At 66.8% G+C, this 25,230-nt stretch carries 26 protein-coding genes; 9 read left to right on the forward strand and 17 right to left on the reverse strand.

Annotation, left to right across the window (positions count from 1 at the left end; genetic code table 11):
- Positions 1–214: 214 nt before the first annotated feature.
- The gene (locus IB232_RS11520; protein WP_192398783.1) at positions 215–622 is read left to right on the forward strand and encodes an SMI1/KNR4 family protein; all 408 of its coding nucleotides are present in this window, start codon (positions 215–217) and stop codon (positions 620–622) included.
- 74 nt (positions 623–696) lie between these two features.
- Positions 697–1,338 (forward strand): hypothetical protein, encoded by a 642-nt coding sequence (locus IB232_RS11525; protein WP_192398785.1) that lies wholly within the window; start codon positions 697–699, stop codon positions 1,336–1,338.
- Between the two features lie 2 nt (positions 1,339–1,340).
- Here the strand turns inward: IB232_RS11525 and IB232_RS11530 are convergent, their stop codons facing one another.
- From IB232_RS11530 to IB232_RS11550, 5 genes are all read right to left on the reverse strand, one after another.
- Entirely contained in the window at positions 1,341–2,726 is a 1,386-nt protein-coding gene (locus IB232_RS11530; RefSeq protein ID WP_225592279.1) for a pectinacetylesterase family protein, read from the reverse strand.
- Positions 2,727–2,934: 208 nt separating this feature from the next.
- A complete protein-coding gene (locus IB232_RS11535) occupies positions 2,935–3,615 on the reverse strand; it encodes a sensor histidine kinase (protein ID WP_192398787.1) in 681 nt (226 codons plus the stop codon).
- Positions 3,612–5,210: a tetratricopeptide repeat-containing response regulator gene (locus tag IB232_RS11540; protein WP_192398789.1), complete on the reverse strand. Its 1,599-nt coding sequence runs from the start codon at positions 5,208–5,210 to the stop codon at positions 3,612–3,614. The genes IB232_RS11535 and IB232_RS11540 overlap by 4 nt, the downstream gene beginning before the upstream one ends.
- 104 nt (positions 5,211–5,314) lie before the next feature.
- The gene (locus tag IB232_RS11545; RefSeq protein WP_192398791.1) at positions 5,315–5,977 is read right to left on the reverse strand and encodes a GntR family transcriptional regulator; all 663 of its coding nucleotides are present in this window, start codon (positions 5,975–5,977) and stop codon (positions 5,315–5,317) included.
- Between the two features lie 194 nt (positions 5,978–6,171).
- The gene (locus IB232_RS11550) at positions 6,172–6,942 is read right to left on the reverse strand and encodes an SDR family NAD(P)-dependent oxidoreductase (protein ID WP_192398792.1); all 771 of its coding nucleotides are present in this window, start codon (positions 6,940–6,942) and stop codon (positions 6,172–6,174) included.
- Between the two features lie 121 nt (positions 6,943–7,063).
- Here IB232_RS11550 and IB232_RS11555 point away from each other — a divergent pair, with 121 nt between their 5' ends.
- Together IB232_RS11555 and IB232_RS11560 are read left to right on the forward strand one after the other, a co-directional pair.
- Positions 7,064–8,455, forward strand: a complete 1,392-nt coding sequence (locus IB232_RS11555) for an aspartate aminotransferase family protein (RefSeq protein WP_192398793.1) — start codon at positions 7,064–7,066, stop codon at positions 8,453–8,455.
- A gap of 13 nt (positions 8,456–8,468) precedes the next feature.
- Positions 8,469–9,836: a glutamine synthetase family protein gene (locus IB232_RS11560; RefSeq protein ID WP_192398794.1), complete on the forward strand. Its 1,368-nt coding sequence runs from the start codon at positions 8,469–8,471 to the stop codon at positions 9,834–9,836.
- Between the two features lie 162 nt (positions 9,837–9,998).
- Here IB232_RS11560 and IB232_RS11565 read toward each other — a convergent pair whose 3' ends face one another.
- Positions 9,999–10,589 carry an NADPH-dependent FMN reductase gene (locus IB232_RS11565; protein ID WP_192398795.1) on the reverse strand — a complete coding sequence of 197 codons (591 nt, stop codon included), beginning with the start codon at positions 10,587–10,589 and terminating at the stop codon, positions 9,999–10,001.
- Positions 10,586–11,443 carry a sterol desaturase family protein gene (locus IB232_RS11570; protein ID WP_192398796.1) on the reverse strand — a complete coding sequence of 286 codons (858 nt, stop codon included), beginning with the start codon at positions 11,441–11,443 and terminating at the stop codon, positions 10,586–10,588. The genes IB232_RS11565 and IB232_RS11570 overlap by 4 nt, the downstream gene beginning before the upstream one ends.
- 70 nt (positions 11,444–11,513) lie before the next feature.
- Here IB232_RS11570 and IB232_RS11575 point away from each other — a divergent pair, with 70 nt between their 5' ends.
- Positions 11,514–12,494, forward strand: coding sequence for an AraC family transcriptional regulator ligand-binding domain-containing protein (locus IB232_RS11575; protein ID WP_192398797.1), 981 nt, complete (start codon positions 11,514–11,516; stop codon positions 12,492–12,494).
- Positions 12,495–12,498: 4 nt separating this feature from the next.
- On the opposite strand, the gene IB232_RS11580 is transcribed toward IB232_RS11575, so the two are convergent.
- Complete coding sequence (locus IB232_RS11580; protein WP_192398798.1) at positions 12,499–13,221, reverse strand: tetratricopeptide repeat protein; 723 nt, start codon at positions 13,219–13,221, stop codon at positions 12,499–12,501.
- 183 nt (positions 13,222–13,404) lie between these two features.
- On the opposite strand from IB232_RS11580, the gene IB232_RS11585 reads away from it, so the two are divergent.
- Positions 13,405–13,887 carry an acyl-CoA thioesterase gene (locus IB232_RS11585; protein WP_192398799.1) on the forward strand — a complete coding sequence of 161 codons (483 nt, stop codon included), beginning with the start codon at positions 13,405–13,407 and terminating at the stop codon, positions 13,885–13,887.
- Between the two features lie 41 nt (positions 13,888–13,928).
- Here the strand turns inward: IB232_RS11585 and IB232_RS11590 are convergent, their stop codons facing one another.
- From IB232_RS11590 to IB232_RS11605, 4 genes are all read right to left on the reverse strand, one after another.
- A complete protein-coding gene (locus tag IB232_RS11590; protein WP_318652259.1) occupies positions 13,929–15,305 on the reverse strand; it encodes a PepSY domain-containing protein in 1,377 nt (458 codons plus the stop codon).
- A gap of 55 nt (positions 15,306–15,360) precedes the next feature.
- Positions 15,361–15,726 (reverse strand): DUF2946 family protein, encoded by a 366-nt coding sequence (locus IB232_RS11595; protein WP_192398801.1) that lies wholly within the window; start codon positions 15,724–15,726, stop codon positions 15,361–15,363.
- Between the two features lie 62 nt (positions 15,727–15,788).
- Positions 15,789–17,027: a hypothetical protein gene (locus IB232_RS11600; protein WP_192398802.1), complete on the reverse strand. Its 1,239-nt coding sequence runs from the start codon at positions 17,025–17,027 to the stop codon at positions 15,789–15,791.
- Positions 17,028–17,035: 8 nt separating this feature from the next.
- On the reverse strand, positions 17,036–17,563 hold the full coding sequence (locus IB232_RS11605) for a zf-TFIIB domain-containing protein (protein ID WP_192398803.1): 528 nt from the start codon (positions 17,561–17,563) through the stop codon (positions 17,036–17,038).
- A 132-nt stretch (positions 17,564–17,695) separates the two neighbouring features.
- Here IB232_RS11605 and IB232_RS11610 point away from each other — a divergent pair, with 132 nt between their 5' ends.
- Entirely contained in the window at positions 17,696–18,100 is a 405-nt protein-coding gene (locus IB232_RS11610) for a DUF3301 domain-containing protein (RefSeq protein ID WP_192398804.1), read from the forward strand.
- Here IB232_RS11610 and IB232_RS11615 read toward each other — a convergent pair.
- From IB232_RS11615 to IB232_RS11625, 3 genes are read right to left on the reverse strand one after another with little or no spacing between them, the layout of a single operon-like run.
- The gene (locus IB232_RS11615; RefSeq protein WP_192398805.1) at positions 18,082–18,468 is read right to left on the reverse strand and encodes a hypothetical protein; all 387 of its coding nucleotides are present in this window, start codon (positions 18,466–18,468) and stop codon (positions 18,082–18,084) included. The genes IB232_RS11610 and IB232_RS11615 overlap by 19 nt on opposite strands.
- A 1-nt stretch (position 18,469) precedes the next feature.
- Complete coding sequence (locus IB232_RS11620) at positions 18,470–19,351, reverse strand: alpha/beta fold hydrolase (RefSeq protein ID WP_192398806.1); 882 nt, start codon at positions 19,349–19,351, stop codon at positions 18,470–18,472.
- Positions 19,352–19,405: 54 nt separating this feature from the next.
- A complete protein-coding gene (locus tag IB232_RS11625) occupies positions 19,406–20,206 on the reverse strand; it encodes an alpha/beta fold hydrolase (protein WP_192398807.1) in 801 nt (266 codons plus the stop codon).
- A gap of 179 nt (positions 20,207–20,385) precedes the next feature.
- Here IB232_RS11625 and IB232_RS11630 point away from each other — a divergent pair, with 179 nt between their 5' ends.
- Positions 20,386–21,006, forward strand: coding sequence for a TetR/AcrR family transcriptional regulator (locus IB232_RS11630; RefSeq protein ID WP_192398808.1), 621 nt, complete (start codon positions 20,386–20,388; stop codon positions 21,004–21,006).
- Between the two features lie 23 nt (positions 21,007–21,029).
- On the opposite strand, the gene IB232_RS11635 is transcribed toward IB232_RS11630, so the two are convergent.
- Complete coding sequence (locus IB232_RS11635; RefSeq protein ID WP_192398809.1) at positions 21,030–22,379, reverse strand: DUF1329 domain-containing protein; 1,350 nt, start codon at positions 22,377–22,379, stop codon at positions 21,030–21,032.
- A gap of 11 nt (positions 22,380–22,390) precedes the next feature.
- Entirely contained in the window at positions 22,391–24,151 is a 1,761-nt protein-coding gene (locus tag IB232_RS11640; RefSeq protein WP_192398810.1) for a DUF1302 domain-containing protein, read from the reverse strand.
- Positions 24,152–24,377: 226 nt separating this feature from the next.
- Between IB232_RS11640 and IB232_RS11645 the strand changes: the two genes are divergently transcribed.
- Positions 24,378–25,229, forward strand: a complete 852-nt coding sequence (locus IB232_RS11645) for an alpha/beta hydrolase family protein (RefSeq protein WP_192398811.1) — start codon at positions 24,378–24,380, stop codon at positions 25,227–25,229.
- The last annotated feature ends 1 nt before the right edge of the window (position 25,230 follow it).

The raw sequence follows: 25,230 nt of genomic DNA on the forward strand, positions 1-25,230 counted from the left end.
GAACCCGGGCTTGCCCGGGTTTTCTGTTTGAAGACGGGCATGGCTGCGCTTCTACAGCCAGTCAGCTCCAGGTCGTAGCCCGGATGCAATCCGGGAAAGCCGGCAACTCCGCCCCGGATTGCATCCGGCTACTTCCCCTTGGCCGCCACACAGGGTAAAACGCGCCTCCAATCGGCTACCCTCTAGCCGAATGCCGCTTGCCAGGAGACGCACCGTGGAAGAAGTCATCGATCAGCTGCGCGAACTCAACGAGCCGGTGCCGGTACCGCTGGAGCTGCCGGAAGAGGAGACCCTGGTGGATATCCAGGAACAGCTGCTCATCCACCTGCCGTTCGAGCTGCGCGAGTACCTGCTCAAGGTCAGTGACGTGGTCTACGGCCGCCTGGAGCCGGTGACCGCCAGCGACCCGCACTCGCACACCTACCTGCCGGAAGTCGCCTCGGTGGCCTGGGACCGCGGCCTGCCGCGCGACCTGGTGCCGCTGTGCCAGGACGGCCGCGACTATTACGCGGTGGACGTGGAAGGCACCGTCTGGCTGTGGGACGGCAGCGAAGGCGAGTTGACCGACGAGAGCTGGGACTCGGTGTGGCACTGGTGCCGCGACGTGTGGCTGGAGAGCTGAGCCTGGCGCCACGCTGGCTGCTCTCCCGGTCCTGGACTTAACTGGCAGACGACATCTCTGCACAAGACCGGAACATGGCCAGCATCAAGACCCGCCTGCTTATCAGCGGCCTCGCCGCCCTCGCCATCGGCGGTGGGTTATGGCTGGGCCTGGCCGGCTCCGAGAGCAACCCTGGCGATACACCGCGACCAGCCGCGCCGGCGTCGGACGCCACGGCAGGAAACAGCGCCAGCGCTCCAATCGACCCCGCCACCCGGCAGGCGCTGCTGAACGATCCCGCCGTGCAGGGCTATCAGGCTCGCCTGCAGTTCGGCGCCGACTACCAGAGCTTTATCAAGTCCGCCGCCGGACTGAGCGAAGCCGAACGACGCCAGCGCGCGGCGGCCCTGGCCAAGGAGATCGACCGGCGCGAGGCCGCCGGCGAACTGGCACTGAGCGAGGCGTTGTTGCTGCAGGTCGGTCTGGCCCAGGCCGAGGGTGGCGACGAGGACGCGCAGAAGGCCCGGGCCGATGCCCTGGTCGCCCGCTACCAGGCGCTCAGCCAGGCGCGCGAAGCCCGCAACAAGACCTCCGATGCACGCTTCACCCAGTACAAGTCCGACGAGAAACGCATCGTCGACGAGGTGCTGAACCTGGACAGCATTCCCGACGGCCTGAGCCGCGACCAGTACCTGCGCCAGCGCCTGCAGGAGGCGCGGGAGCAGGCGTATCAGTAGGTCTACAGGAGCTGGTCGAGAATGTAGTAGAGCAGATTGAACGGCTTGGCCTTGTCCGCCGCATCGCTGCTCTCCGAGGCCGACAGCACAGTGCCGCTGCCCTCCAGCAGGTTGTTGACGAAGTGGTCGAGCTGCAGGTTCTGTTCCTGGATATCCGAGTTGGCGAACTCGATGATGCTGGTGCAGTGGCTCTCGTTCACCGCGCGATACTGCGGGAAATAACCGCCGAAGTTGCCCAGGTTGCTCAGCTGGCCGCGCAGGCGCTCGGTGTCCACCGCCCACTTGGCGTGGATCAGCGCCTCCTTGGTGGCGGCGTCCGGCGCGTTGATGATGTCCGGATGGAAGCGCTCGTAGGAGTATGACGAGTAGTTGAGGTCCTGCCAGAAGTGGGTGTGGCCCAGGCGATCACCCGGCAGGTTGGCCGACAGCGCCGAGTAGAGGCTGCCCAGGTTGGCGCCATCGAGCCCCGGCAGGCGGCTCTGCAGGTAGGGCACCGGCCCCTCGTTGAGGCCCCAGGCCGCACGGATATAGTCCTGCAGCGGCCGCGACGGGTACTGGGCGATATCGCTACCCGGCGGCGCGCTGAACACCGGTCCGGAGTCGTCGAGCAGGAAACCGCGGGTCGGCGCCATGTCCTGGCGGATGTTCACGTAGTTGGTCAGGCTACCGGCACCGCCAGCGCTGCAGCCGGTGGTGAGCAGCTGCGCCGGGCGCGGCAGGTTGTTCTTCAGCCAGGCCACCACGGCGCGGGTGTTGCGCAGGCCGTTGTGGTGCCAGATCAGCGGCGGCTTCTGGTTCTGCGGGTCCTCGTACACCGCCACCTTGTCGCCGGAGTAGATGTCGCCGGTGCAGTAGGGCACGTAGATCATGTTCCAGTTCTGCGGCTTGGTCCGCGTCCACGGGTGCAGGCGTACTACCAGCGGGCTGACCAGGCTGGCGCCGGGGTTGAGCAGGCTCATGTAGTCGTCGGGGATGCCGTCGGGGTTGCGCGCCCCGCGAATGCCGCTCTGCCCGGTGCAGCTGGCGTAGTCCCAGCAGGCGCCGCCACCTTCGAGGTAGATGATGGTGTTGGTGGTGTTGGGCACGCGGTTGACGAAGAACTTGTAGGGCGAGCCGTTGCCGCACACCGCGCCGGTCTGCGGCGCCAGCTGCACGGTCTGCCAGCCGTAGTAGTTGCCGGGCTTGAAGCCGGAGTTGAAGCCGCCGGGGTTGTTCAGTAGGGGATAGGGGCCGAGGCCCTGTTCGGGGGTGACCTTGTTGTCCGCCGGCGGCGGCATGGTCAGGTTGAGCAGGGTCTTCCAGGCGCTGTAGTCACCCAGTTCGGCGTGGGCCGGGGTGGCCAGCAGGGCCATGACGCACAGGCAGCAGGTCAGCAAGGCAGACTTCATCAGCGTGTCCTCGTCTTGTTCTTGTTGTACGAGCACGGACTACTGCCGGACGCCTCCATGCTGCGCGATGGTCCCTCTGGCGGGACGGGGTACAAGAGGCACGCTAGTACATGGCGCGGTGAAGGCCAAAAACGCTTTTATATTGATTCGGGATAGAGCGGGAAAAGATGCAAACCGCCGCGATAGCGCCGGCATCGCCGGCCATCTGTCAGGGCAGATAGATGCGGAATTCGCCGCCGCCCAGCGGCCCGCCGTTGCGCAGCTCGATGCGCCCGCGCACGCCGTTGCGCTCGTGCAGCTCGGCGATGCGCGCGGCGAAGTACAGGCCAAGGCCGGTGCTGCCGCTGCTCTGGTTGAGGCCGAGCACGTAGTCGGCCTGCTGGTCGAGCATGGCCGTCGGGTAGCCGACACCGTCGTCGTTGATGCTCAGCAGCAGCTGGCCGTCCTCCTCACGGGCGCTGATCAGCAGGGCGCTGCGCGCGTAACGGATGGAGTTGGCGATGACGTTGGCCACCACCGAGCCGAGCAGTTCCTGGTCGAAGAAGCCCATCAGGTCGAACTCCTCCACCTCGCAGCGGGCGGCGATGCTGCGGCTGTGCAGTACTTCGTCGTGGCGCGCCAGCTGGGCGCAGATGAAGTCCTCCACCTCCTGGTAGCCGGGGCGTAGCGGCAGCTGGTTGACCCCCAGCTTGTACAGGCCGAGCAACTGCACCAGCATGCCGTTGAGGCGGGCGAACTCGTACTCGATCACCCCGCGCTCGCTGCCGCCACGCAGCTCTTCCGGCAACTGCGCCAGCCAATGGGCGTGGGCCTGGCCAAGCATGGCCAGGGAGTTCTTCATGTCGTGCACGGTGGAGGCGATCACCGTGGAGAAGTCCAGCCCGCTCATTCGCCGAACACCCGACGGCGCAGCTGCTGGTAGCGCTCGTAGCGCGGGTCGCTGGGCGGAATCATGCGCACCGCATCGAGGCAGGCGCGGCATTCCTCGGCGAGCTCCGCCTGTTCACCGCCCGCGCGCAACAGCGATTGGGCGGCGTTGAGGGCGATGCTGATGTTCTTCGGCTGCAACGCCAGGGCTCGGCGGAACAGCTCCAAGGCGTCGCCGAAGCGGCTCAGCTGGTAGGCGCGCACGCCCTGGCGGTTGAGCTCGACCGCCTCCTTGGCGCTGCTGAGAATGGACGGATCGCTGGTCAACCGGGCCACGCCCTGCAGCACGGCCGGGTCGTCGCCATAGATCTCCACGCAACTCTTCAGCAGGCCTTCGCCGGCCTCGGCCTGGCCCAGTTGCTTGAGCTGGCTGGCCAGGGTCAGCGCCGCCTCGGCGGAGAAGAACTCGCCGAGCTGGCCGATACTGGCCACCGCCTGTTCGGCCAGCTGCGCGGCCCGTACCGGATCACCGGATTTGTGCAGGCTGCTGGCCTGCATCAGGCGCGAACGGACCTTGAGCGCCGGGTCGTTGGCGTACTGGTTGTCCAGCTCGGCCAGGGTCTGGTTGATCTCGGCCTGGGCGCGCTTGTCGAGGCCCTCCTCGCTGGCGCCGGCGATCAGCGCCTGGCTCAGGCCCAGATAATTTTCCGGGCTCTTGAAACGCGAGTGGCGGCCCTGCTCCATGGCGCTGCGATAGGCCTTGGAAGCGCTGGCGAAATCCTCGTTGCGCAGGGCGAGCTTGCCCAGCTGGGCCTGGCGGCGGATGGCCAGGGGCGACAGGCGCACGGCGTCCTCGAGTATTTCCTGGGCGCGCTTGGCCTCCCCCTCGGCGTCGAGCACGGCGGCCAGGCCGTCGTACAGGCCTGGCTGCATGGGAAAGGTCTGCAGCGCCTTCTCGTAGATCTGCCGCGCATGCAGGTGCTCGCCGCGCGCCAGCAGCAGCGCACCCAGCCCCTGATAGGCCCAGGGGATGGCGCGGTCGGCCAGCACCGCATTGAGCAGGCGCTCCAGCTCCTCGCTGCGGCCCAGCTCGCGCAGGGCGCCGGCCTTGTAGCGCTGGCACAGCGGCAGCAGGCGCTTGTCCTGCTGGCTGAGGCGGTCGCAGGCGGCCAGCACTTCGGCCGGGGCCTGCTTGTCCAGCGCCTGCAGCACCGGCTTGAGCAGCGCCTTGCGCTCCATCAGCTTGTCCAGGCGCTGGGCCAGGCTGGCGCGGTTGAACGGCTTGGTCAGGTAGGCGTCCGGCTCGTGTTCCAGGGCGCTGAGCACCATGGCCTGGCTGCTCTCGGCGGTGACCATGACGAAGATGCATTGGTGGCTGATCAGGCGCGCGGCGATCAGCTCCTCCAGCACCTGCTGGCCGTTCTTGCCGGCGCCCAGGTTGTAGTCGTGGAGGATGATGTCGTAGCGCTTCTGCCGGCACATGGCGATGGCTTCCTCGCCGCGGTTGGCGGTGTCCACGTCGCGCGCGCCCATCTCGCGCAGCATGGCCTTGACCGAGCTGAGGAAGTCGTTGAAGTCGTCGACGATCAGAAAGCGCTGCTGGCTGTAGTCCTGCATCGAGGGGCATTCCTTGGGCCGGGGAGATTCAGTGTAAGCCAGGAATCGGGCCTGTCTCGACCAAGACTATTGCCCAGTCGAGACAGGCGCCAGGGACCCCGTGCTCAGCGGCCGCGCGGCTGCGTGCCTTCCAGCTCAAGGAGGTTGAGGAGGAAGCGGGCGAAGTAGATCAGGTCCTGCTCGATGGCCTTGCGCGCGGCCTTGGCGTCGCCGGCCTCGATGGCGGCGAAGGCCTCCTCATGGAAGTCGTTGAGCCGCAGCGACAGGTCGGCGCCGGTGAACAGGCGATTGAAGAATGGGCCGATCTGCAGCCACAGCGACTCGATGCTGCGCAGCAGTACCGGATTGCCGCAAGCACCGTAGAGATGCAGATGGAAGCGGCTGTTCGCCTCCAGGTAGTCCTGCACCTGGCGTTGCTCGATGGCCAGGTCCATGCGCTGCACGCAGTCGCGCAGCTCGGCCATGTCGGCGGGGGGCAGGTGCGGCGTGGCCAGCTCCACGGCCAGGCCTTCGAGGCCCAGGCGCACCTGGAAGATGTTCTGGTAGCGTTCGCGGGTCATCAGCGGCACCCGCACCGAGCGCTGCGGCTCGCCCTCCAGCGCGCCCTCGGCGACCAGGCGTTGCAGCGCGGCGCGCACCGGCATCGGGCTGGTGCCCCACTGGGCGGCGAGGTCGCGGATCTTCAGGCGCTCGCCGGGCTGGAAGCGTCCCGCGAGCAGCCCTTCACGGATTCGTTGGTACAGTCTTTCCTGCAGATTATCGGCCATGATTTCAGCGGCCCCGTGGCGGTGCGGGAAGCTGGGACAGGGTGAGCAGACAGTTGCGCATGGGATTCTCCGGGGGTACTGGAATTGAACGGGGCGATTCTGCTGCAGGCGAGCGGGGCGCGGAAGTGCCAAGAACGCGGGTTGGCCGCCGCCAATGGGCATTTTCTGGCATCTACCGGCCGACGCAGTAGCATTCAGGGAGCCTTGTTCTCGATCAGGCAGTTGCCGCCGTCGACCACCAGCACCTCGCCCGTGATGTAGCTGGCCTCCGGTGACGCCAGGAAGGCCACCGCCGCGGCCACTTCCTCGGGGCGCCCGGCCCGACCGACCGGCGTGTAGGCGGCGGCATGGCGCTCCTCCTCGGTGGAAGAGCCGGTGCCGATCCAGCCCGGCGCCACGCTGTTGACCGTGATGCCCTGCCTGGCCACTTCCAGCGCCAGCCCCATCGACAGGCCGAGCATGCCGGCCTTGGCCGCACCGTAGGCGGACTCGCCGACATTGCTGCCACGGGTCCCGGTGGTGGAGCTGATATTGACGATGCGCCCGTAGCCACGCGCCTGCATCCCCGGCAGCACGGCGCGGGTGAGCAGGAAGGCGCTGGTCAGGTTGCGCGTGAGCGACAGCTGCCAGGTGGCCAGATCCATCTGCGCCAGCTCGGCGAACGGTTCTGGGCTGCCCTGCATGGCCATGCCGGCGTTGTTCACCAGGATATCCACCCGCCCCCACTGGGACTCGGCCCATGCGCTCAGCTCGGCGACCTGACGCTCGTCGGTGAGGTCGGCCACCCAGGCGCGTGCTTCAATACCTTCCTGACGCAGCTCGGCGGCACGCTGCTCGATACGCGCGCTACTGGCGGTCATCAGCAGCCGTACACCCGCTTTACCGAGACGGCGGGCGATGGCCATGCCGATGCCCCACTCGCTACCGGCACCGCTGACCAGCGCCACCTGCCCTTGCATGCTCATGAGTACGTCTTTGTGATCACAAATTTATTGGAACTCTAGCTTATAGTGCGTTTTAAACGAAATATTGCCATTTCTGTGATCACAAAATAGCATGTGCGGAAATTCGAACGAGGTGTGCAACATGACTGCCAGCGGTATCAGCCCGTCCGCCGTGGAGACTTTCACCGCTCGCGAGCGCGAGCGCTTCATCGCCCGCAATCCCAAGTCGGTGGCCCTGGCCGAGCGGGCGCGCAACTCCCTGTACGGCGGCGTGCCGATGCACTGGATGGCCGACTGGTCGACCCCGGTGCCGCTGTTCGTCGAGCGGGCCAAGGGCGCGCGCTTCTATGACGTCGACGGTCACGAGTACATCGACTTCTGCCTGGGCGACACCGGCACCATGTTCGGCCATTCCCCGGATCCGATCGCCAAGGCCATCGCCGAACAGGGTAACAACGGCCTGACCACCATGCTGCCGGGTGAAGACGCCGTGGTCTGTGGCGAACTGCTGGCCGAGCGCTTCGGCCTGCCATTCTGGCAGGTCACGGCCACCGCCACCGACTCCAACCGCTACGTGCTGCGCTGGGCCCGCGCGATCACCCAGCGCAAGACCCTGCTGGTGTTCGACGGCTGCTACCACGGCACGGTCGACGATGTGATGGTGCGCTACCGCGACGGCGCGACCGTGCCGCGCGCAGGATTAGTCGGCCAGGCCTACGACCTGACCCAGTACAGCCGCTCGATCCCGTTCAACGACGTCGCCGCACTGGAAGCCGCGCTGGCCCAGGGCGACGTTTGCGCCCTGCTCTGCGAGCCGGCGATGACCAATATCGGCATGGTCCTGCCCGAGCCAGGCTTTATGCAGAAGTGCCGGGAGCTCACGCGCAAATATGGTTCGTTGCTGATCATCGACGAGACTCACACCATCTCCACCGATATCGGTGGCTGCACCAAGCTGTGGGATCTCGACCCGGACTTCTTCGTGGTCGGCAAGCCGATCGCCGGCGGCGTGCCTTGCGGCATCTTCGGCTGCAGCGCGCAAATGGCCGAGGCCATGACCGAGGCGCGCCAGCGCGCCAGCGAAAGCAGCCATGGCCACGGCCACAGCGGCATGGGCACCACCCTCTCGGCCAACGCCCTGGCCATGCATTGCATGCGCGCCAACCTGGAACAGGTGATGACCCCGGCCGCCTACGCGCACATGCTGCCGCTGGCCAAGCGCCTGGCCGACGGCTTCCGCTCGCTGATCGGCAAGCACGAGCTGAAGTGGTCGGTGACCGAGCTGGGCGCGCGCAGCGAGTTCCAGTTCTGCCCGGTGTCGCCGAAGACCGGCGCCGAGGCCGAGGCGGCTTTCCACGACGAGCTGCAGATGGCCCTGCACCTGTACCTGATCAACCGCGGCATCCTGATCACCCCCTTCCACAACATGACCCTGTGCTGTCCGAGCACCACGGCGGACGATGTGGACAGCCTGATCGGCATGCTCGACCAGGCCCTGACCGAGCTGCTGGCTATCCCCGGCGCCCGCGAATAACCGAGACGACTCCATGAACTTCGCCAATATTCAGGAAGCCCGCGACTTCCTCGCCAAGCATCCGGAAGTGCGCAGCATCGAGCTGATGCTGATCGATGCCAACGGCATCCCGCGCGGGAAACTGCTGCACCGCGACGAGCTGCTGGCCATCTACGAGAACGGCCGGCCGCTGCCCAGCTCGATCCTCTCGCTGACCATCCAGGGCGAAGACGTGGAAGCCAGCGGCCTGGTCTGGGAAGTGGCCGACGCCGACTGCTGGACCTACCCGATCCCCGGCAGCCTGACCCTGCAACCCTGGCGCGCCGTGCCCACCGGCCAGCTGCAGGTGAGCATGCACCCCACCCAGGGCCTGCCGGCCACCCCCGGCGACCCACGCCATGTGCTGGCGCGCGCCATCGACGCGCTCAAGGCCGACGGCTACCACCCGGTGATGGCGGTGGAGCTGGAGTTCTACCTGCTGGATAAACAGCGTGACGCCGACGGCCGTCCGCAGCCGGCGCTGCAGATGAACGGCGTACGCCCGCACGCGCCACAGGTGTACGGCGTGTACGAGCTGGAGCAGCTGCAGCCGTTCCTCGACGACCTCTACGCCGCTTGCGAGGTGCAGGGGCTGCCGGTACGCACGGCGATCTCCGAATACGCCCCGGGCCAGGTCGAGCTGACCCTGGAGCACCGCTTCGACGCGCTGCAGGCAGTCGACGAGGGCGTGCGCTACAAGCGCCTGGTCAAGGGCGTGGCCAACAAGCACGGCCTGCAGGCCTGCTTTATGGCCAAGCCGTTTGGCGACCTGGCCGGCAGCGGCCTGCATATGCACGTGTCGCTGGCCGACGCCGAAGGCAACAACCTGATGGCGTCCGAAGATCCGCATGGCACGCCGCTGCTGAAGTATGCGATTGGCGGCATGATGGCCACGCTCAACGACGCCCTGGCGATCTTCTGCCCCAACGCCAACTCCTACCGGCGCTTCCAGGCCAACAGCTACGCGCCGCTGGCCAAGAGCTGGGGGGTGAACAACCGCACCGTGTCGTTCCGCGTACCGGGCGGCCCGGCCAAGAGCCGGCATGTCGAGCACCGCATCTGCGGCGCCGATGCCAACCCGTACCTGGCGGCCGCGGCGATCCTGGCCGGCATCCACCACGGTATCCGCAACCAGATCGATCCGGGCGAGGCGATTGTCGGTAATGGCTATGAGCAGGCCCGCGAGACGCTGCCCACCGACTGGCTGACCGCGCTGCGCAACCTGGAGCAGTCGAGCTGGGCCAGGGAAGCGTTGGGCGAGGACTTCCTGAAGATCTTCCTGGCGATCAAGTGGGAAGAATTCCGCCAGTTTGTCGGCGAGGTTGGTGAACAGGATTGGCGCTGGTATCTGACCCACGCCTGAGCCTCCGCAGCCGCGGCGGATAAGCGGAGCGTTATCCACCCTACGGGGCTTGTTGGCTCGGGTAGGGTGGGTGGCCACCCCGTGGAAAACTGCGAAGTATCTTCCACCGATGGGCTCAGGAGGCTCTGGGCGACTGAGTTCAGCGGCGCAGCGCCGCCCCGCTCACATGCCATTGCCGAACTGCGGCTCGCTCCAGTCGATGCGCTGCGGCAGGCCGCGCAGTGCCTCGGCGTACTCCAGCAGCACGTCCAGCGCCCAATCGGCCCGCGCGCGAATGCGCTGATCGTCGGCATCCGCCGCACGCGCGCCATTCAGCACCGCCTCCACCTGGCGCACGATCAGCTGCTCGGGAATGAAGCAGACGCGGCAGTTCTTGTAGCTGGAGGCGCGCAGCTCGGACAGTGGATAGACGCCGCCCTGCCCCGACGACACCCCCACCAGCAACGCCGGCTTGTGCGCCAGCTCGTTGCGGCCGGCGTAGAGGAAGAAGTTCTTCAGCGCCGGGCTGGCCATGCCGTTCCATTCCGGGCTGAGCACGATCAGCGCATCGGCGCGCCTGAGCTGCTCGGCCATGTTCGGCCAGTGACCCTGCACATCCTCCGCCGGCCATAGCGGCAGGGCGCTGTGGCCTAGGTCCAGCACCTGGGTCTGCACATCATTCTGCTGCAGGCGCGCTGCCAGATAATGGGCGACCTTGGCGGTCTGGCTGTCGGCACGGCTGGAGCCGGCGATCAAGACGACATTCAAGCTCATCGGGCCAGCTCCTTCAGTTCATCGTTCGTCACCGGCTCGGCCTTGGGCGCCTGCACCAGCGGCCAAAACAGCTCGCTCTGCCAGCTCACCGGGGCCATGTCCTCGATGCCGTACTGCTCGGGGCGACGGCGGGTGATCTTGGCGCTGCCGAACAGCACGTCCCAGAAGAACAGCAGGTTGCCGAAGTTGCCCTTGTAGTTGGTCACCCCGTCGGCGGCGTTCAGGCCGTGGTGGGCGGAATGGGTGGCGGGCGTGGAGATGGTGCGCTCGAGCAGCCACATCAGCGGGCGCAGGGCCGGGATGCGGTACAGCTTGTCGTCCCAGGCCACGCTGCTGTGGGCGCCGAAGATCACGCACATCTTGAGGATCAGGTAGACGTAATAGACCGGCGCCAGGCCCAGGTAGATCAACGCGGCGGACAGCCAGATGCCGGGCATCAGCAGGTAGTAGAAGCTGTTGTTGCGGTAGACGATGCGGATGCTCATGTACGGCGCCGAGTGGTGCGCGCGGTGCAGGTTGTAGAGGAACGGCACCTTGTGGCTGAGGCGATGCCACCAGTACTGGGTCATGTCGTCGAACAGCAGGAACAGGGCGAAGCCGGCGACGAAGGGAATCCCCGCAAGCGCGCCACGCCACTGCGGTGCCAGCTCGCCGAGGGCGAAGTTAGAGAGGAACATGATCAACGGGAAGGTCGCGCCCAGCAGCAGGCTGGAGCCGATAATCTCGATCAGCACATCACGGCGCTGGCCGCGCGGCTGGCGGAAGCAGCCCAGCACGACCTCGAGCAGGATAAAGCCGAGGAAGATCAGACTGACCACGGCGATGGGATTGTTGGCGATGGAACTGGGGTTCATGGCAACCTCTTGTTGGAAATCCCGGCCTGCCGGGTTGCCTGTATCAGATGCCAGGTCGACAGCCGCCACCATGCGCGAAACGGACAACAATCTGCCCGAAGTGGCCAATCCGCCGGCGGACTCGCCCCGCCCCAGCCCCCTGCGCTTTCACCGTGGCCCGCTGGGGCGTGTGCTGCAGCGCTTCCTCAGCCAGCACCACCCGCAGCAGGAATACAGCCTGGTGCACCTGGAGCAGCTATGGCTGCAGGCTGCCGAACTCGACCCGGCCATAGGCCTCAATCTGTTCGCCCAGTTCAGTCCCGGCGACTGGCATGTACTGCTGCACCTGGCGCAGTTCAGTGCCAGCGTCGCCGAGGCGCTGCAACACTGGCAGCGCTATGCACGGCTGGCCTCGGACATGGAGCAGGTACGCCTGCAGCGTGACGGCGAGCGCCTGGTCATCGAGCTGCAGATCGATGCGCCGGATGCCCTGGCGCGCTTCCTCGCCGAGCACTATTCGGTGATGGCCGTGAGCATGCTGCGCCTGGGCGCCGGCGAGGCCTTCCAGCTGCTCGGCGCCGATTTCCGCCACGCCCGCCCGGCCTATCACGCGCAGTACAAGCCGTGGTTCGGCCAGGTGCAGTTCGATGCCCCGTACAATCGCCTGTACCTGGATGCCGCGTGCCTGGAACTGCCCATGCACCTGCATCACCCGGTGCTGGTGGAGCTGCTCTGCGACAGCCTGGATCGGCGCCTGGTGCGCCTGCAGCAACTCAACGGCTGGGCGGCCAAGGTCGCCGAACAGGTGCGCGGCGATCTGCGCCGCGCGCAACCGCCGAGCCTGGAGGCCGCCGCCGAAGCCCTGCACCAGAGCCCGCGCACCTTGCGTCGGCGTCTGCAGGAAGAAGGCCTGGGCTTTCGCGAAGTACTCGACGCGGTGCGCGCCGAGCTGGAACAAAGCCTGGAGCTGCAGGGCCTGACTCGCAGCCGGATCGCCGAACAGCTCGGCTATGCCGACAGCGCCGCCTACCTGCATGCCCGCAAACGCTGGCAGCCAGCGGAGCCGCACTAAGCCCTTAGAACTGCGCCGTGCCGCTGGTCTTGTAGTAACGCCCACCGACACTGGTGCCGGCACCGCCGTAGGTCTGGCAGCCTTCGCCATGGGCCTCCAGCACGCGCAAGTCGACGCCGGTCCACAGCAGCTCCACGGCGCAGCCCTGATCCAGCCCGGTGTTCTGCAGGCTGAAGTGCGGACCGGCGCCGGCGATGGTGCCACTCAGCTCGCCAATGGCCGCCGGGCCGTACTCCTCGACCTGCGGACCGACCCGCAGCGGGGCGAACATCACCTCGTAGCCGCCATCCTTGCGGCGGATGTCCAGGCTGCTCCACATGCCCATGCCGGCGTAGCGCAGGTAGTGGCCCTCGACGCTGGCAGCCAGCGCCGGCAGATCCAGCGCCTGCGCTACCTTGCCCAGGTTGTGGCGGGTAGCCGAGCCGCCGAAGCCACGGTCCAGCGCCACCTCCAGCCAGGCGCGGGCCATGCCCGCATCGCCGGCCTTGAGGTTGGCCAGCATCAGGTTGTTCAGTGCCAGCTCCTCGGTGCCGCCGGCGTCGCCGTTGCTCTGCTCGGTACGGCGCAACTGGCGCTCGAAGGCCTCGATTGCCTGTGGATATAGGCCGGCCTTGTAGGCGGCGGTACCGGCCTGGTTGCAGGCGTTGGCGCTGTCGCAGGCCTGCTGCTCGGCGGTGCAGAGTGCGCCGAAAGGGAGCAGCAACAAGGGCAACAGGTGGCTTCGCATGTTCGGTCTCCTTGCGCAAAGGCCCAAGCTTAGCGCCCCGCCGGCCGTTTTGCCGGGCAGCGGCCGCGAACTTGCATGGCGCCCCGGGCTGGCACAGCGAAGTACACAGGCAGCACCTATAACAACAAGCAGACCCCGCAGGACTGCATCGCCAGCACCTTAAAACTGCCTATGAGAAACACGATGGAACTCGCAACCAGCAAACTCTCCATGACCGTGCTGATGACGCCGGACATGGCCAACTTTTCCGGCAACGTACACGGAGGCACCCTGCTCAAATACCTCGACGAGGTGGCCTATGCCTGCGCCGCCCGTTACGCCGGCTGCTACGTGGTGACCCTGTCGGTGGACCAGGTGATCTTCCGCCAGCCGATTCACGTCGGCGAGCTGGTCACCTTCCTCGCCTCGGTCAACTACACCGGGCGCACCTCGATGGAGATCGGCATCAAGGTGATCACCGAGAACATTCGCGAGAAGTCGGTGCGCCACACCAACAGCTGCTTCTTCAACATGGTGGCGGTGGACGACCAGGGCCAGCCGACCCCGGTTCCGCCCCTGCAACCGGAGAGCCCCGACGACCGCCGCCGCTACGCCCTGGCGCAGAAGCGCCGGGCGATACGCCAGGAACTGGAGCAGCGCTACCAGTCCCTGGACAGCGAGGGCTGACCACACGGGCGCACCCGCCGCGATGGCGGGTGTGCCCGGTCTCAGCCGGCGACTGCCTCGGCGCCGCGCCGGGTCAGGCGCTGGCCGAGCCAGTCCAGCAGCAGCGCCAGCAGCAGCGAGGCTCCCACCAGCGGGAACAGCAGGCCGAGGCCGAACATGATCGCCACCCCGCCCTTCCACAGCGGCAGGTCGTGACGCAGCGGCGGCACGCCGATGCGACCCTGCGGCCGGCGCTTCCACCACATCACCAGACCGCTGATCGAGCCGAGCAGGATCAGCAGGCACACGGCTAGCATCAGCAGCTGGTTGGCCAGGCCAAACATCTTGCCCTCGTGCAGCATCGCGCCGCTCTCCACCATTCGCGCCACCAGGCCGTAATCGGCCCAGCGCAGATCCGCCAGGACCTTGCCGCTGTATTGGTCCAGGTGCAGGGTGGCGTCGTTGCGCGGGTCATCGGCGAAGATGGCGACGGTGAACACGCCCTTGTCGTCCGCCGGGAAGCTGATGCTGTAACCCGGCTGCACGGCGAGGCGGCTGGCGCTGTCGACCACCTGCTGCAGACCGATGCGCGCAGCCGCGGCTGGCGCGGCGGCCGGAGCATGGCCGTTGTGCGCGGCGTGCGGGTCGGATTGCGGCAGCGGGGTGTTTTCCACCGCCCAGGCCACGGTCTGGTCGGCTGCGGTGTTGAGGCTGCGCGCCTGCAGATCGGACTGCGGCACCGCGTCCCACATGGCCGCCGGGAAGTGGTTCCAGGCACCAGCGAACTGCGCGCCCCAGAAGCCGGTCCAGGTCATGCCGGTAAGCAGCATGAACAGCAGCACGGCGCTGCCCCAGAAGCCGGTCACCGCATGCAGGTCGCGCCACAGCAGACGCCCGCGCGCGGACAGGCGTGGCCACAGCACACCGGCGCCGCCCTGCCCGCGCGGCCACCAGAGGTACAGGCCGGACACCACCAGGACAATGCCCCAGCCGGCCGCCAGCTCGATCAGGCGATCGCCGAGCGGGCCGATCATCAGTTCGCCGTGCAGGGAACGGGCGATGGCCTGCAGGTTGTTCTCTGCGTCCTGCCGGCCGAGCAGCGCGCCGCTGTAGGGATCGAGGAACAGGTTGGTCTTGCGCCCGTCGAGCTGGGCGACGAACTGCGCGCTGCTCTCGGCGGATGCCGGCGGCAGGTACTGGCTGACCTGGGCCTGCGGCAGCGCCTGCTGCAGATGTCCCAGCTGCTGGTCGGCGGACAGCGCGGTGCCCGCTGGCTGTACCTGGAGCAGCTCGGCGTACATCAGCTGGTCCAGCTGCGGTTTGAACAGATAGACGATGCCGGTCAGCGCCAGCAGGATCATGAAGGGAATGACGAACAGGCCGGCGTAGAAGTGCCAGCGCCAGGCCAGGTTGTAGAAGGAAACCTTGGGCTTGCTCACGAGGGATGCTCCGCTATGGTCGAATCGAAGGGCTCTGCGGCCCCTGTGGAAAGGATCAGACGGAGCGCTGCGGCGGTGCGCGCGGCGGCGCGTCGTGAGGGGTGACCGATTCGCCCAGCACTGTGGACAGCGCCGTGACGGGAACCATTGCAACGAAGATCGCCGCGCCATCCAGCCCCAGTAGGGTGCCGGTCAGCGCCGGGCTGGACAGCAGCAGGGTGCAGTAGCCGCACTGGGCCCATAGAGGCTGGTCATGCGGCAGCTGGTCGTGGCCACCCTCGCCGCAGGCCATCTCGCTCAGCCAGGCCGGCGTCGGCGCGGCGCTGGCCAGCCCCTGCGAGAGCAACGGCGCGGCCAGCAGCAGGAACATGGCCAGCAAGGCCAGGCGCGCGGTGCTCTGTAGGTGGCGGGTCGACGGCAAGGACGGCTATCCGTTTCGGCAAAGGAAGGGGCGCCAACGCGCCCCGGGTGCAAGCATAGCCGCTATTGCGCCGCCGGCGCAGACCAGGGCAGGCAGCGCACGCCCTGCTCGTCCTTCAGTGGGCCGGTGAAACAGTAGGCCTGGCGCTTGGCGTCCCACTTCGCGCGCTGGCCGGGTCGGTAGGGGTTGTCCGCCTCCGGCACGGCCTGGCCGAGGGCATTGAACAGCGCCAGCTTGGCGTCCAGGTCATGCAGGCGCGCCAGGTGCTTGTTGAAGTCGGGCATGGCGACGGCGCCGAGAATCGCGCCGACCGGATTGCGCATGCGGCGCCAGATGGATAGCTCCGTCCGCGTTGGCGTGCCCAGCGTACGAGCGAAGGCCGCGGTCTCCAGGCGTGAATTGGCGGCCACCCGCTGGTAGTCCGACAGCATGTCGTTGACCGTCATATGCGGCTTGTACATCAAGAGCAGCCGCCATTTGGGTACGGCAGCAGTTTCCGGACTGTCCACCAGGGTCAATAGCCCGGAGCCCACCAGGGCGAACTCGCGCTGCATGGGCGCCTCCAGTGAGCGCTCCGCCTCGCTCAGCGGCGCCTGGGCGGCGGGCGCCGGCACCAGGCCGACATGGTGTAGCGCGGCGATGGTGTCCAGGTCGCGGCCCAGCTGATTCACCAGCATCATCTTGAGGACCAGGTTGTCGGCCCGCGCCAGCCATGCGCGCAGCTGGCGCACGTCCTGCTGCAGGATGGCCAATGCCTCGTCACCGCGACCGTCCAAGGCCAGCGCCAGAGCCTGGGCGCCACGCAACCGGTTGGCGCGGTCCAGGGTGGTGAAATTGGTCAGTGGCTCGTCCATGCTCGGCTGGCTGAGGCTGCGGTAGTCGTTCAGCGCCAGGAGGTTCTCGTAGCGCCGCAGCAGCTCACCGTGACGGTTCAGCAGCTCGGCCAGCGCAGCACGATCCTGACGCAGTTGTTCCAGGCAGCCCGCCTCGCCGAGGGCGCAGAGCTCATTGCCAGGCAGCTCGATACGGTCGGCGGCGGCGGCAGGCATCGGATCGCTGAGGCTATGCGCCGCTCGCCGCTGCCGGTGCACCTGCACCAGCTGACGACCGACCTTCTGCGGGTCCTGGCCGGCGGGCGCATCCAGGCCCAGCAACTGGTAGTAGGCGGTGCTATCGGTGGGCGCCGGCTCGTCCAGCCACGCCTTGGCCTGCGGGTGCAGCGGCTCGTCCTGCCACCACAGCCAGGCGCCCCCGCCCAGCACGAGCACGGTGCCGAGCAGGACTTTCTGCCACCTCTTCATCGCCAGCCTCACTCGTGACCGATGTAGTGCAGCAACTCGCGGCGCTGCGGATGGTCCTTGAGCCAGGCGCGGACCTCGTCGGCGCGGGCTACGGCCTCGGCGCCGGCCAGGCGGGTGAAGCGTTCGCGGCGGGCCTGCTCGGCGCTTTCCTGGCGCACCCGGCGCTGCCAGGCCTCGCCGAAGATCGCCGGCATCTTGCGGCTCAGCTCCAGGGCCTTGAGCAGCTGCCACTCGCCGCCATCCAGCCAGGCCTCGTCGCAGGAGGTACACAGGTCCAGGCGATTGCCGCGGGTACCGCTGATCTGGAACTTGCTCATCAGCTTGGCGCACTTCGGGCAGGTCAGCGCCTGCGGCGTTTCGCTGGCCGGCTCGGCATGCAGCCCGGCTTCGGCCACCTCGGTGTGCAGGGCACGTTCGGCCCAGTCGCGGTAGTAGAGTAGCGCCACCAGGGCGCCGGAGCACTGCTCGCAGCCATGGGCCAGCAGGCCATCGTCGAGCTTGGTCGGTTTGAGTTGCGAGTCGCGGCAGGGGGGCAATGCATGGAAAGTCCTTTTCTCGGTGATGAAGCACTGGGCGCGACCCTAGCCAAGAAGCCCGGCCGGCTCAAGCGCGGGCTGAGCGGGGAGTCACGGATCGGTTAAGCTTGGGCTGTGACTGCCGGAGCCCCCATGATCGATCTGCTGGATGTGCTGTTGCTGATGCTGTTCGCCACCGCCTGCGCCTGGCTGTGGCGCGGCCATGGCATTCGCGAGCGCGCGCTGGCCCTGGCCAAGCAGCACTGCGCCAAGCTGGATGTCGAGCTGCTCGACGGCAACGTCGCCTTCCGTCGCCTGGCCCTGGTGCGCGATGCCCGCGGCCAGCGCCGGGTGGCGCGCATTTACGATTTCGAGTTCACCGTCACCGGCGAGCAGCGCCTGACCGGCAGCATCAGCATGTATGGCCGCCAGTTCGGCGGTATCGAGCTGCAGGCACATCCCTTCCGGGCCCCGCCCCAGCTGGACGACAAGGTGATCCAGCTCGACGACTGGCGCCGCAGCCACCCGCGCCCGGACGATCAGCGCCGGGTCGACTGAGCCGAGCCCTGCAGCTCCTGAAGGCACAGCAACACCTGTCGCCACTCCGGCTCGGCCGCGTAGGTCATCGGCTTGCGCAGCAGGCGGCAGCGCCAGCGATGCCAGCGACTCGCGCGGCGCGCCTGGTTGACCCGGCAACCGGCACCCAGCCATGTGGGGTCGAAGCCGCTCCAGACGCCCGCCGTCACCCAATGGTTGCCCCACAGCAACGGCGCGACTTCCTCCAGATAGATGGCCTGCAGCTCTGCCAGTGGCAGGGCGCTGGCGTACAGTACGCGGGCGATATGGCGGTGGTCGTTTTGGTCCAGCTGGTTGTCCAGCCACAGCTCCGACAGCGCCAGCCACACATCCTCGCGGCTGGCGCCCATCTCAGGCCTCGGACTGCAGGAAGGCCAGCACCCGAGCGGCGGTGTCGGCGGGATGCTCCTGCATGAAGCAGTGTCCACCGGGCACCTCGGCGATGCCCACCGCCGGGTTCAGCCCGCTGAGCCGCTTGGCCGACTGGCCGACGAAGGGATAGGTCTTGCTGCCGTACAGCAGCAGGGTCGGTGTGCCGATCTTGCCAAGAGACGGCCACAGGCGCCTGGGGAAGGAACTGAAGATGTCCACTTCGCGACTCGGCCGGCACTTCAATTCCACCCCGCCATCCGCCGCCTCCTTCAGCGCATGATCGACATAGGCCTGCAGCGCGGCATCGGTCCAGCCACGGAAGATGCCGCGGCCCTGCAGCAGGGCGAAGGCATTGGCGCGGTCCGGCCAGTGACGACGGCGCGCCGCCGACTTCTGCGCCATGACGTTGCGCCGGTGCAAGCCGACCAGCTCGGACAGCGCCATCACGCCCATCATCGCCTTGCTGAACAGCACCGGGTCGAGCAGCGCGGCGCGCTGGAACAGCTGCGGATGGCGCGCCAGGATCAGGCTGGTCAGCACCCCGCCGAAGCTGTGGCCGAGGGCGAAGCGCGGCACTTCGCCGAAGATCCCGCGCCCGGCCTCGAAGGCTTCCACCGCCAGCTCGGCGCTGCGGTTCCAGCCGTGGAAGCGACCGCCGTGTTCGGTGTCGCCATGGCCCTGCACATCGCACAGCCACAGGTCGAAGTGCTCGGCCAGGTCGGCCAGCATCGGCTCGTAGGTGCGCCCGCAGAAGCCATTGCCATGCAGGAAGTGCAGCAACGGCTTGCCGGAGGGCGGGCTGTGCCAGCCGGTGAGGGTGAAGCCGGCGGAGGTGACGTGGGACCAGGGGAGCAATTGCATAGAAAAAGTCGCAGCGGAAAACTGCGGCCAGTGTAGCGGCGCGGCGAGGGCGAGTCAGGTCGGCAAAGGTGCCGAATGCTCGGCGATAAAGGCCTGCAATAGCCGGTTCAGCTGCTGCGGCTGATCCAGCGGCGTGGCGTGGCCGGAATCCCCGATCACTTCCAAACGCGCGTTGTGCAGCTGGCCCAGGTAGGCGCGCTTGTAGTCCAGCGGGGTGTAATCGCGGTCGCCGCTGATCACCAGCAGCGGCACCTGCGCCCTGCCCGCGGCCGGCAGCGCCGACCAGCCGGGGATGGCGCGCATGGCATGCAGGTAGGAGGTGCGGTCGTTGCTGGCGATGCGCTCGGCGATCAGCTCGCGCAATGCCTGCTGCTCGGGCTTGGGGAACAGCTTGCCGGCCAGCACCTTCGCCAGCGTCGGCAACCCAAGCAGGCGCACCAGGCCCAGGCGCAGCCAGATCTGCCCGCGCACCTTCCAGGAGTCCACCGGAAAGCTCGGCGCGCTGTTGATCACCACTGCGGCGCGCACCAGCTCGGGCTGCTCGGCCAGCAGCTGGAAGGTCAGCATGCCGCCCATGGAGATACCCACCAGGATGCATGGCGCGATCTGCAAGGCGCGGATGAAGTCGGCGATATCGCCGGCCAGCTCGGCCATGCTCACCGGGGCACGCAGCGGCTCGCTCTGGCCATGGCCGCGCACGTCCACGGCGACCACCTCGCAATGCTGCGTCAGGTGCTCGATCTGCGGTTGCCAGTCGAGCAGCGAAGAGCCCAGCCCATGCAACAGCAACACCGCCGCACCTCGGCCCTGGCGGATGTAGGCGAAGCGGCCATTGGGCAAGTTCAGATAGTTCATGAAAAGTTCTTCCCTGCATTATTCACTGACAATAATCGACCCTTGCCACATACACTTAGGCAATTAAATAAGTTGCTCGGCCGAATAACTTTCTGGCGCCTGCTTATTGCACTCTTGCGTTATTTGCCTTGCTCTGGCAAACCCCCTAGAATCGACCTGCGCCGTATCGAGAATTGATCATGTACAGCATTGCCAGTCCCACCCAGGCACGCAGCAAGAAGGCTCTGGAACGCTTCCTGAACGTCGCTGCCGATCTGCTGGCCAACAATCATTTCGAAGAGACCGGCATCTCCCAGATCGCCCAGTTGGCCGAGTCCTCGGTCGGCACCTTCTACCGTCTGCTCGGTGACAAGGACGTACTGCTGTACGCCGTGCACGAGCGCTTCGTCGAACAGAGCCGCGCCGCCGTCGACGCCCTGGTGGCGGACCTGACACGCCAGGCGCTGCCGCTGGATGCCCAGGTGGAGGCCTTCATCCGTGGCGTGGTGCGCCTGTTCGAGGGCAGCGAAGGCCTGCTCCGCGCACTGATCCGCCGCAGCTCCATGGACCCGCAGTTCCGCGAGCGTTTCCACCAGCTCAATGCCTACATCGGCCAGGCCTTCGGTCGTATCGTGCTGGGCCATCGCGACAGCCTGCAGCACCCCGCCGCGGAACAGGCCGCCGACCTCAGCGCCCATCTGCTGCTCTCCGGACTGAACTACTTCACCATGGTCGGCAGCCTCGGCGTGACGCCCCGGGAAGTTCTTCCTGCAGAACTTTCCCGGCTGGTCTGCAACTACCTGCAAGTTGCGCAAAGTTAAACTCGCTTATATATCCGTCTAACTTAGCGACGACTGTCGCGGCGTAATTGCGCCGGGGTGAAGTCGGTCGGGCGCAGGGCGATATCGAACTGATCCGCCGGTTCTTCATTGGACAATATGCCGATCACATAGCGGCCGCCGATCAGGTCATATACGGCGTCGCCCTTGGTCCATACCAGCGGCTGGTCGTACAGGTTGATGGTGTAGGACTCGCCGAGGCGCCACAGGTTGTCGCGGTTGTCGTAGTGGTCCACCACCAGGATCTGGTAGCTGTCCTCGTCGAAGTACATGTCGCGCTGCTTGTACTGGTGGCGCTGGCCGGCCTTGAGGGTGGCGCGCACGTGCCAGACGCGGTGCAGTTCGTAGCGCAGCAGGTCCGGATTGACGTGGCCGGGTTTGACGATGTCGCTGTACTTGTTGGTCTTGGCCGCGAAGCGGTAGCTGTTGTAGGGCACGTAAAGCTCTTCCTTGCCCACCAACTGCCAGTCGTACTTGTCCGGCGCGCCGGAGAACATGTCGAAGTTGTCGGTGGTGCGCATGCCCTCGGAGGCGGTGCCGGGCGAGTCGTAGGCGACATTCGGCGTACGCCGCACGCGGCGCTGGCCGGCGGCATAGAGCCAGGCCAGGCGCGGTTCCTTGACCTGGTTGACGGTCTCGTGGACCAGCAACTCGGTGCCGGCCAGGCGCGCCGGTGCCAGCACCGACTGGCGGAAGTAGAACAGCACGTTGCCGTTGTCCTTGGCGTAGTCGCCGGCGTCCTGGTTGAACAGGAACAGGTCCTCGATCTGGGTCATGAAGTAGTCGCCGCTGGCATGCGGCACCGCCTGGGCGTAGTAGCGCTTCACGCTGTCGCCGCGGTAGCGCACCAGGTGGTTCCACAACACTTCCAGGGCCGACTGCGGCATCGGGAAGGGCGTGGCCAGCTTGAAGTCGGCGATGCCGTTGCCGTTCTCGATCAGCTTGGCGCTGGTGGCATTGCCCTTGATCGCCGCGTACACCTTGTCCGGGTAGGAGGCGGAGCGGCGGCTCGGGTAGACGTTGAGCTTCCAGCTCGCGGAATAGCGCTTGAGCATGGCCAGCTGGCCGGGGCTGAGGTTGGCGCGGTATTGCTCGGCGTTGGCGGCGCTGATACTGAACAGCGGCTGGTCGGCGGCGTAGGGGTCCTTGTAGCCGGCCTTGGCATCGAAGGCGGCGCTGTCGCGGGCCAGGCCGCCGTCCCAGGCGGGGATGGTGCCTGCCGCATTGCCGGCCTTCTCCGCGCCCAGCGGGGTGAGGTCCTGGCCGAGGCGAGCGGCCTGGTCGGCGCCAACCTGGGCCAGGGCCGGGGTGGCGGCCAGCAGGGCAGCGGCCAGCAGGGTGATTCGCAGACGCATGGCGTTCCCTCTCAGAAGCTGTATTTAACGTTGAAGGTCAGGTAGTCGCGGTCGGTGCGCTTGTTGGAGATGCCGCCGCCGCTGTAGCCGACGTACTTGGCGCCGACCGTCAGGGACTCCTGGTAGATCGCGTCCAGGCCCACCGACCAGCTCTGCGCCTCCTCGTCCAGGCCGTTGGTGAGCTGGGGCGCCACGCCGTTGATGCTGTACTGGTAGCCGAGGCTGGGCACCAGGTTCACCAGGTTGAACACGTTGGTGTAGGTCAGCTGCAGGCTGGCCTGGGCGCCATAGGCGCTGCTGGTGGCCTCGTAGTAGTCGACGTCCGACTCCAGGCCCTGCACGCGGCTGGCCACCAGCTCGGAGAACAGCGCGGCCGAGTCCGAGCCGAGCAGGCCGTTGAAGTTGTAGATGGCGGCCAGCGAGGCCTGGAACATGTCCTTCTCGCGGTAGCCGTCGATGTGGGTTCCGGTCGGCAAGCCCTGGGGATTGAGCAGGGCGATCGGCAAGTACTCGTTGAGGCCGAGGGCAATCGGCGTGTCCGGCCGGTAGCTCAGCTCGCCGGCCAGCGACAGGCCGTTGAAGATGCTGTCGCCGCCGATCGAGGTGTTGAAACTGATGCCGAACAGGTCGCGCTTTTCCAGGTATTCGGCGTAGTAGCGCGAGCTGCTGGCGTTGGGCAGCGCGCCCACCACCGGCAGGATCACCGGCTGGCCGACGGTCAGGCCGATCATCGGCACCTGCATGTTGTAGCGCAGGTAGTAGAAGCCCAGCTCGGTGTCGTTCAGTTCCGGCACGAACCAGCGCAGGGCCAGGCCGTACTGGGCCGAGTCGTCGCCGTCGATGTCCTGGGCTCGCGGGATGAAGGTGGTGGGGATATAGGAGCGCAGCAGGCCATTGACCAGCCCGGGACCGAGACTGTCGACGTAGGCCTGGGCCGCCTCCGGGCTGTCGAAGGCCATGGCCGGACCGGCCAGCCCGGTGGCCTGCTCCTGCAACGGCGAGGCGGACAGGTATTCGCAATCCTCGCCGAGCGGATCGAGGGTGGAGAAGTAGGTGCCGCAAGGGTCGATCTTCGAGGCCTCCCAGGCCTTGCCGGGTTGCCAGTAGCCTTCCACCGTGAGGTTGTCGCGCAGCTCGTAGGAGCCGTAGACCATGAAGGTCGGCATGTAGGCCTCCTTCACTTCCGAGCCGGGTGCACGCAGGGCGTTGATGTCCACCGGGTTGGTCGCGCCGATGCCGTTCTGATAGAACAGTCCCTCGCCCCAGTTGATCACCTGGCGCCCCAGGCGGGCGTTGAGGTCGCGATCATTGACCGTCCAGCTGCCGTAGACGAAGGCATCCAGCAGATCGATGCTGGAGCCGGCCTCGTCCAGGCCGCCGTCGCTGATTTCGCGATGCCGGCGCGAGTCGTCTTCCAGCTCGAAGTCGTAGAAGGCGCGGCCGCGGATGAACACGCCGTGGCGCTCCTGATAGCGCAGGTCCATCTCCGAGACGACCTTGATCATCTCGGAGAACAGGTCGCCCTTGCGGAAGTTCAGGTTGCCGTCGTCGGAGTTGATCAGCCCCGAGTTGCTGCCGCTGCCGCCATTGGCGCGGGCGATCAGCTTGTCGTCCTGGCCCTCCATGCGATAGCTGACGCCATAGGAGATGGTGGTGTCGAGCGAGGTGGTCCAGTCCCCGGAACGCACCTGAAACGCCTGCGCCACCCCGACGGGTAGCGCGCCGAGCAATACCAGGCCGGCGACCGCCAGGCCTCTTCCTTGATATGCCACGATGACCTCCAGCTGTTGTTTTTATCGGAATCGGAACATCGGTTCCGATGCAAGATAGACCCCAACCCACAATCTGGCAAGGCACACGGCGATATTTTTCTGCCGCTAGCCTTTTCATTTAGCTCCGCCACCTATCGATTGCCGGGAATATGGCGCCAATTAGTCGTGATATTCCGGATACCTGGGCGTCTACTCCCCTGCGTTCTATCGATAGCAGGAGTAGTCCATGCCTACTGCGAAAACCTCTCTCATCCTCGGCACCATCCTCCTGGCAGCTGCCAGCCTTACCACCCAGACCCAGGCAGCCTCGCGCTGCACTTCCGTAAGCGCCAGCGCCACTCAAGAAGCCAGCGTCACCTGCAGCGCCCAGACGGCATGGATCGCCTCGGGTGCTGAAGGCCAACGCAGGGTTGTGTTCCAGGTACCGAACGGTACCGCTCCGGCAGGCGGCTGGCCGGTGGCGCTGCTGTTCCATGGCTCGATGGTGCGGGTCACCAGCTTCAGCTACAGCGCCGACATGCCCTTCGGCGGCTACTACCAAGGCCTGCTGATCCGCGCGCTGCTGGACAATGGCTACGCGGTGATAGCGCCCAACGCCCTGACCGCCGCCGATGCCTGGCAAACCAACGCGCCTGAATACGCCGACAATTACGCGCAGAGCAACGATCAGCTGTTCTTCAACAACCTGTTCGCCGCCATGAATGCCGGCCGCTTCGGCAAACTGAACCCGGCTCGCTGGTACGCCACCGGCATCTCCAGCGGTGGCTACAACACCAGCCGCATGGCCGTGTCCTTTCCCGGTCGCTTCAAGGCCCTGGCCATCCAGTCGGCCTCGTACGCCACTTGCGTCGGTGCCCGCTGCCAGATCCCCCAGTCGCTACCGGCCGATCACCCGCCGACCCTGTTCATGCACGGCATGGCCGACCGCGTAGTGCCCTGGAGCAGCATGCAGCCCTACCACGATCGCCTGCTCTACCAGGGCATCGAGACGGCCATGCACAGCGAAGCCAACGGCGGCCATGAGTGGTTCGCCGCCTCTCCCGGCAAGATCCTCGACTGGTTCAAGCGCCATCCCTGAT

It is taken from the genome of Pseudomonas sp. PDM15 (assembly GCF_014851565.1).
In the GTDB taxonomy this organism is placed as follows: domain Bacteria; phylum Pseudomonadota; class Gammaproteobacteria; order Pseudomonadales; family Pseudomonadaceae; genus Aquipseudomonas.

Excerpts from the sequence above, each read along its gene's own strand:
- IB232_RS11645 (WP_192398811.1), top strand. The coding sequence starts at position 24,378 with ATGCCTACTGCGAAAACCTCTCTCATCCTCGGCACCATCCTCCTGGCA.
- IB232_RS11560 (WP_192398794.1), top strand. The coding sequence starts at position 8,469 with ATGAACTTCGCCAATATTCAGGAAGCCCGCGACTTCCTCGCCAAGCAT.
- IB232_RS11620 (WP_192398806.1), bottom strand. The coding sequence starts at position 19,351 with ATGCAATTGCTCCCCTGGTCCCACGTCACCTCCGCCGGCTTCACCCTC.
- IB232_RS11625 (WP_192398807.1), bottom strand. The coding sequence starts at position 20,206 with ATGAACTATCTGAACTTGCCCAATGGCCGCTTCGCCTACATCCGCCAG.
- IB232_RS11565 (WP_192398795.1), bottom strand. The coding sequence starts at position 10,589 with ATGAGCTTGAATGTCGTCTTGATCGCCGGCTCCAGCCGTGCCGACAGC.
- IB232_RS11610 (WP_192398804.1), top strand. The coding sequence starts at position 17,696 with ATGATCGATCTGCTGGATGTGCTGTTGCTGATGCTGTTCGCCACCGCC.
- IB232_RS11525 (WP_192398785.1), top strand. The coding sequence starts at position 697 with ATGGCCAGCATCAAGACCCGCCTGCTTATCAGCGGCCTCGCCGCCCTC.
- IB232_RS11540 (WP_192398789.1), bottom strand. The coding sequence starts at position 5,210 with ATGCAGGACTACAGCCAGCAGCGCTTTCTGATCGTCGACGACTTCAAC.
- IB232_RS11580 (WP_192398798.1), bottom strand. The coding sequence starts at position 13,221 with ATGCGAAGCCACCTGTTGCCCTTGTTGCTGCTCCCTTTCGGCGCACTC.
- IB232_RS11570 (WP_192398796.1), bottom strand. The coding sequence starts at position 11,443 with ATGAACCCCAGTTCCATCGCCAACAATCCCATCGCCGTGGTCAGTCTG.
- IB232_RS11575 (WP_192398797.1), top strand. The coding sequence starts at position 11,514 with ATGCGCGAAACGGACAACAATCTGCCCGAAGTGGCCAATCCGCCGGCG.
- IB232_RS11545 (WP_192398791.1), bottom strand. The coding sequence starts at position 5,977 with ATGGCCGATAATCTGCAGGAAAGACTGTACCAACGAATCCGTGAAGGG.
- IB232_RS11585 (WP_192398799.1), top strand. The coding sequence starts at position 13,405 with ATGGAACTCGCAACCAGCAAACTCTCCATGACCGTGCTGATGACGCCG.
- IB232_RS11555 (WP_192398793.1), top strand. The coding sequence starts at position 7,064 with ATGACTGCCAGCGGTATCAGCCCGTCCGCCGTGGAGACTTTCACCGCT.
- IB232_RS11630 (WP_192398808.1), top strand. The coding sequence starts at position 20,386 with ATGTACAGCATTGCCAGTCCCACCCAGGCACGCAGCAAGAAGGCTCTG.
- IB232_RS11550 (WP_192398792.1), bottom strand. The coding sequence starts at position 6,942 with ATGAGCATGCAAGGGCAGGTGGCGCTGGTCAGCGGTGCCGGTAGCGAG.
- IB232_RS11530 (WP_225592279.1), bottom strand. The coding sequence starts at position 2,726 with ATGAAGTCTGCCTTGCTGACCTGCTGCCTGTGCGTCATGGCCCTGCTG.
- IB232_RS11600 (WP_192398802.1), bottom strand. The coding sequence starts at position 17,027 with ATGAAGAGGTGGCAGAAAGTCCTGCTCGGCACCGTGCTCGTGCTGGGC.
- IB232_RS11635 (WP_192398809.1), bottom strand. The coding sequence starts at position 22,379 with ATGCGTCTGCGAATCACCCTGCTGGCCGCTGCCCTGCTGGCCGCCACC.
- IB232_RS11535 (WP_192398787.1), bottom strand. The coding sequence starts at position 3,615 with ATGAGCGGGCTGGACTTCTCCACGGTGATCGCCTCCACCGTGCACGAC.
- IB232_RS11615 (WP_192398805.1), bottom strand. The coding sequence starts at position 18,468 with ATGGGCGCCAGCCGCGAGGATGTGTGGCTGGCGCTGTCGGAGCTGTGG.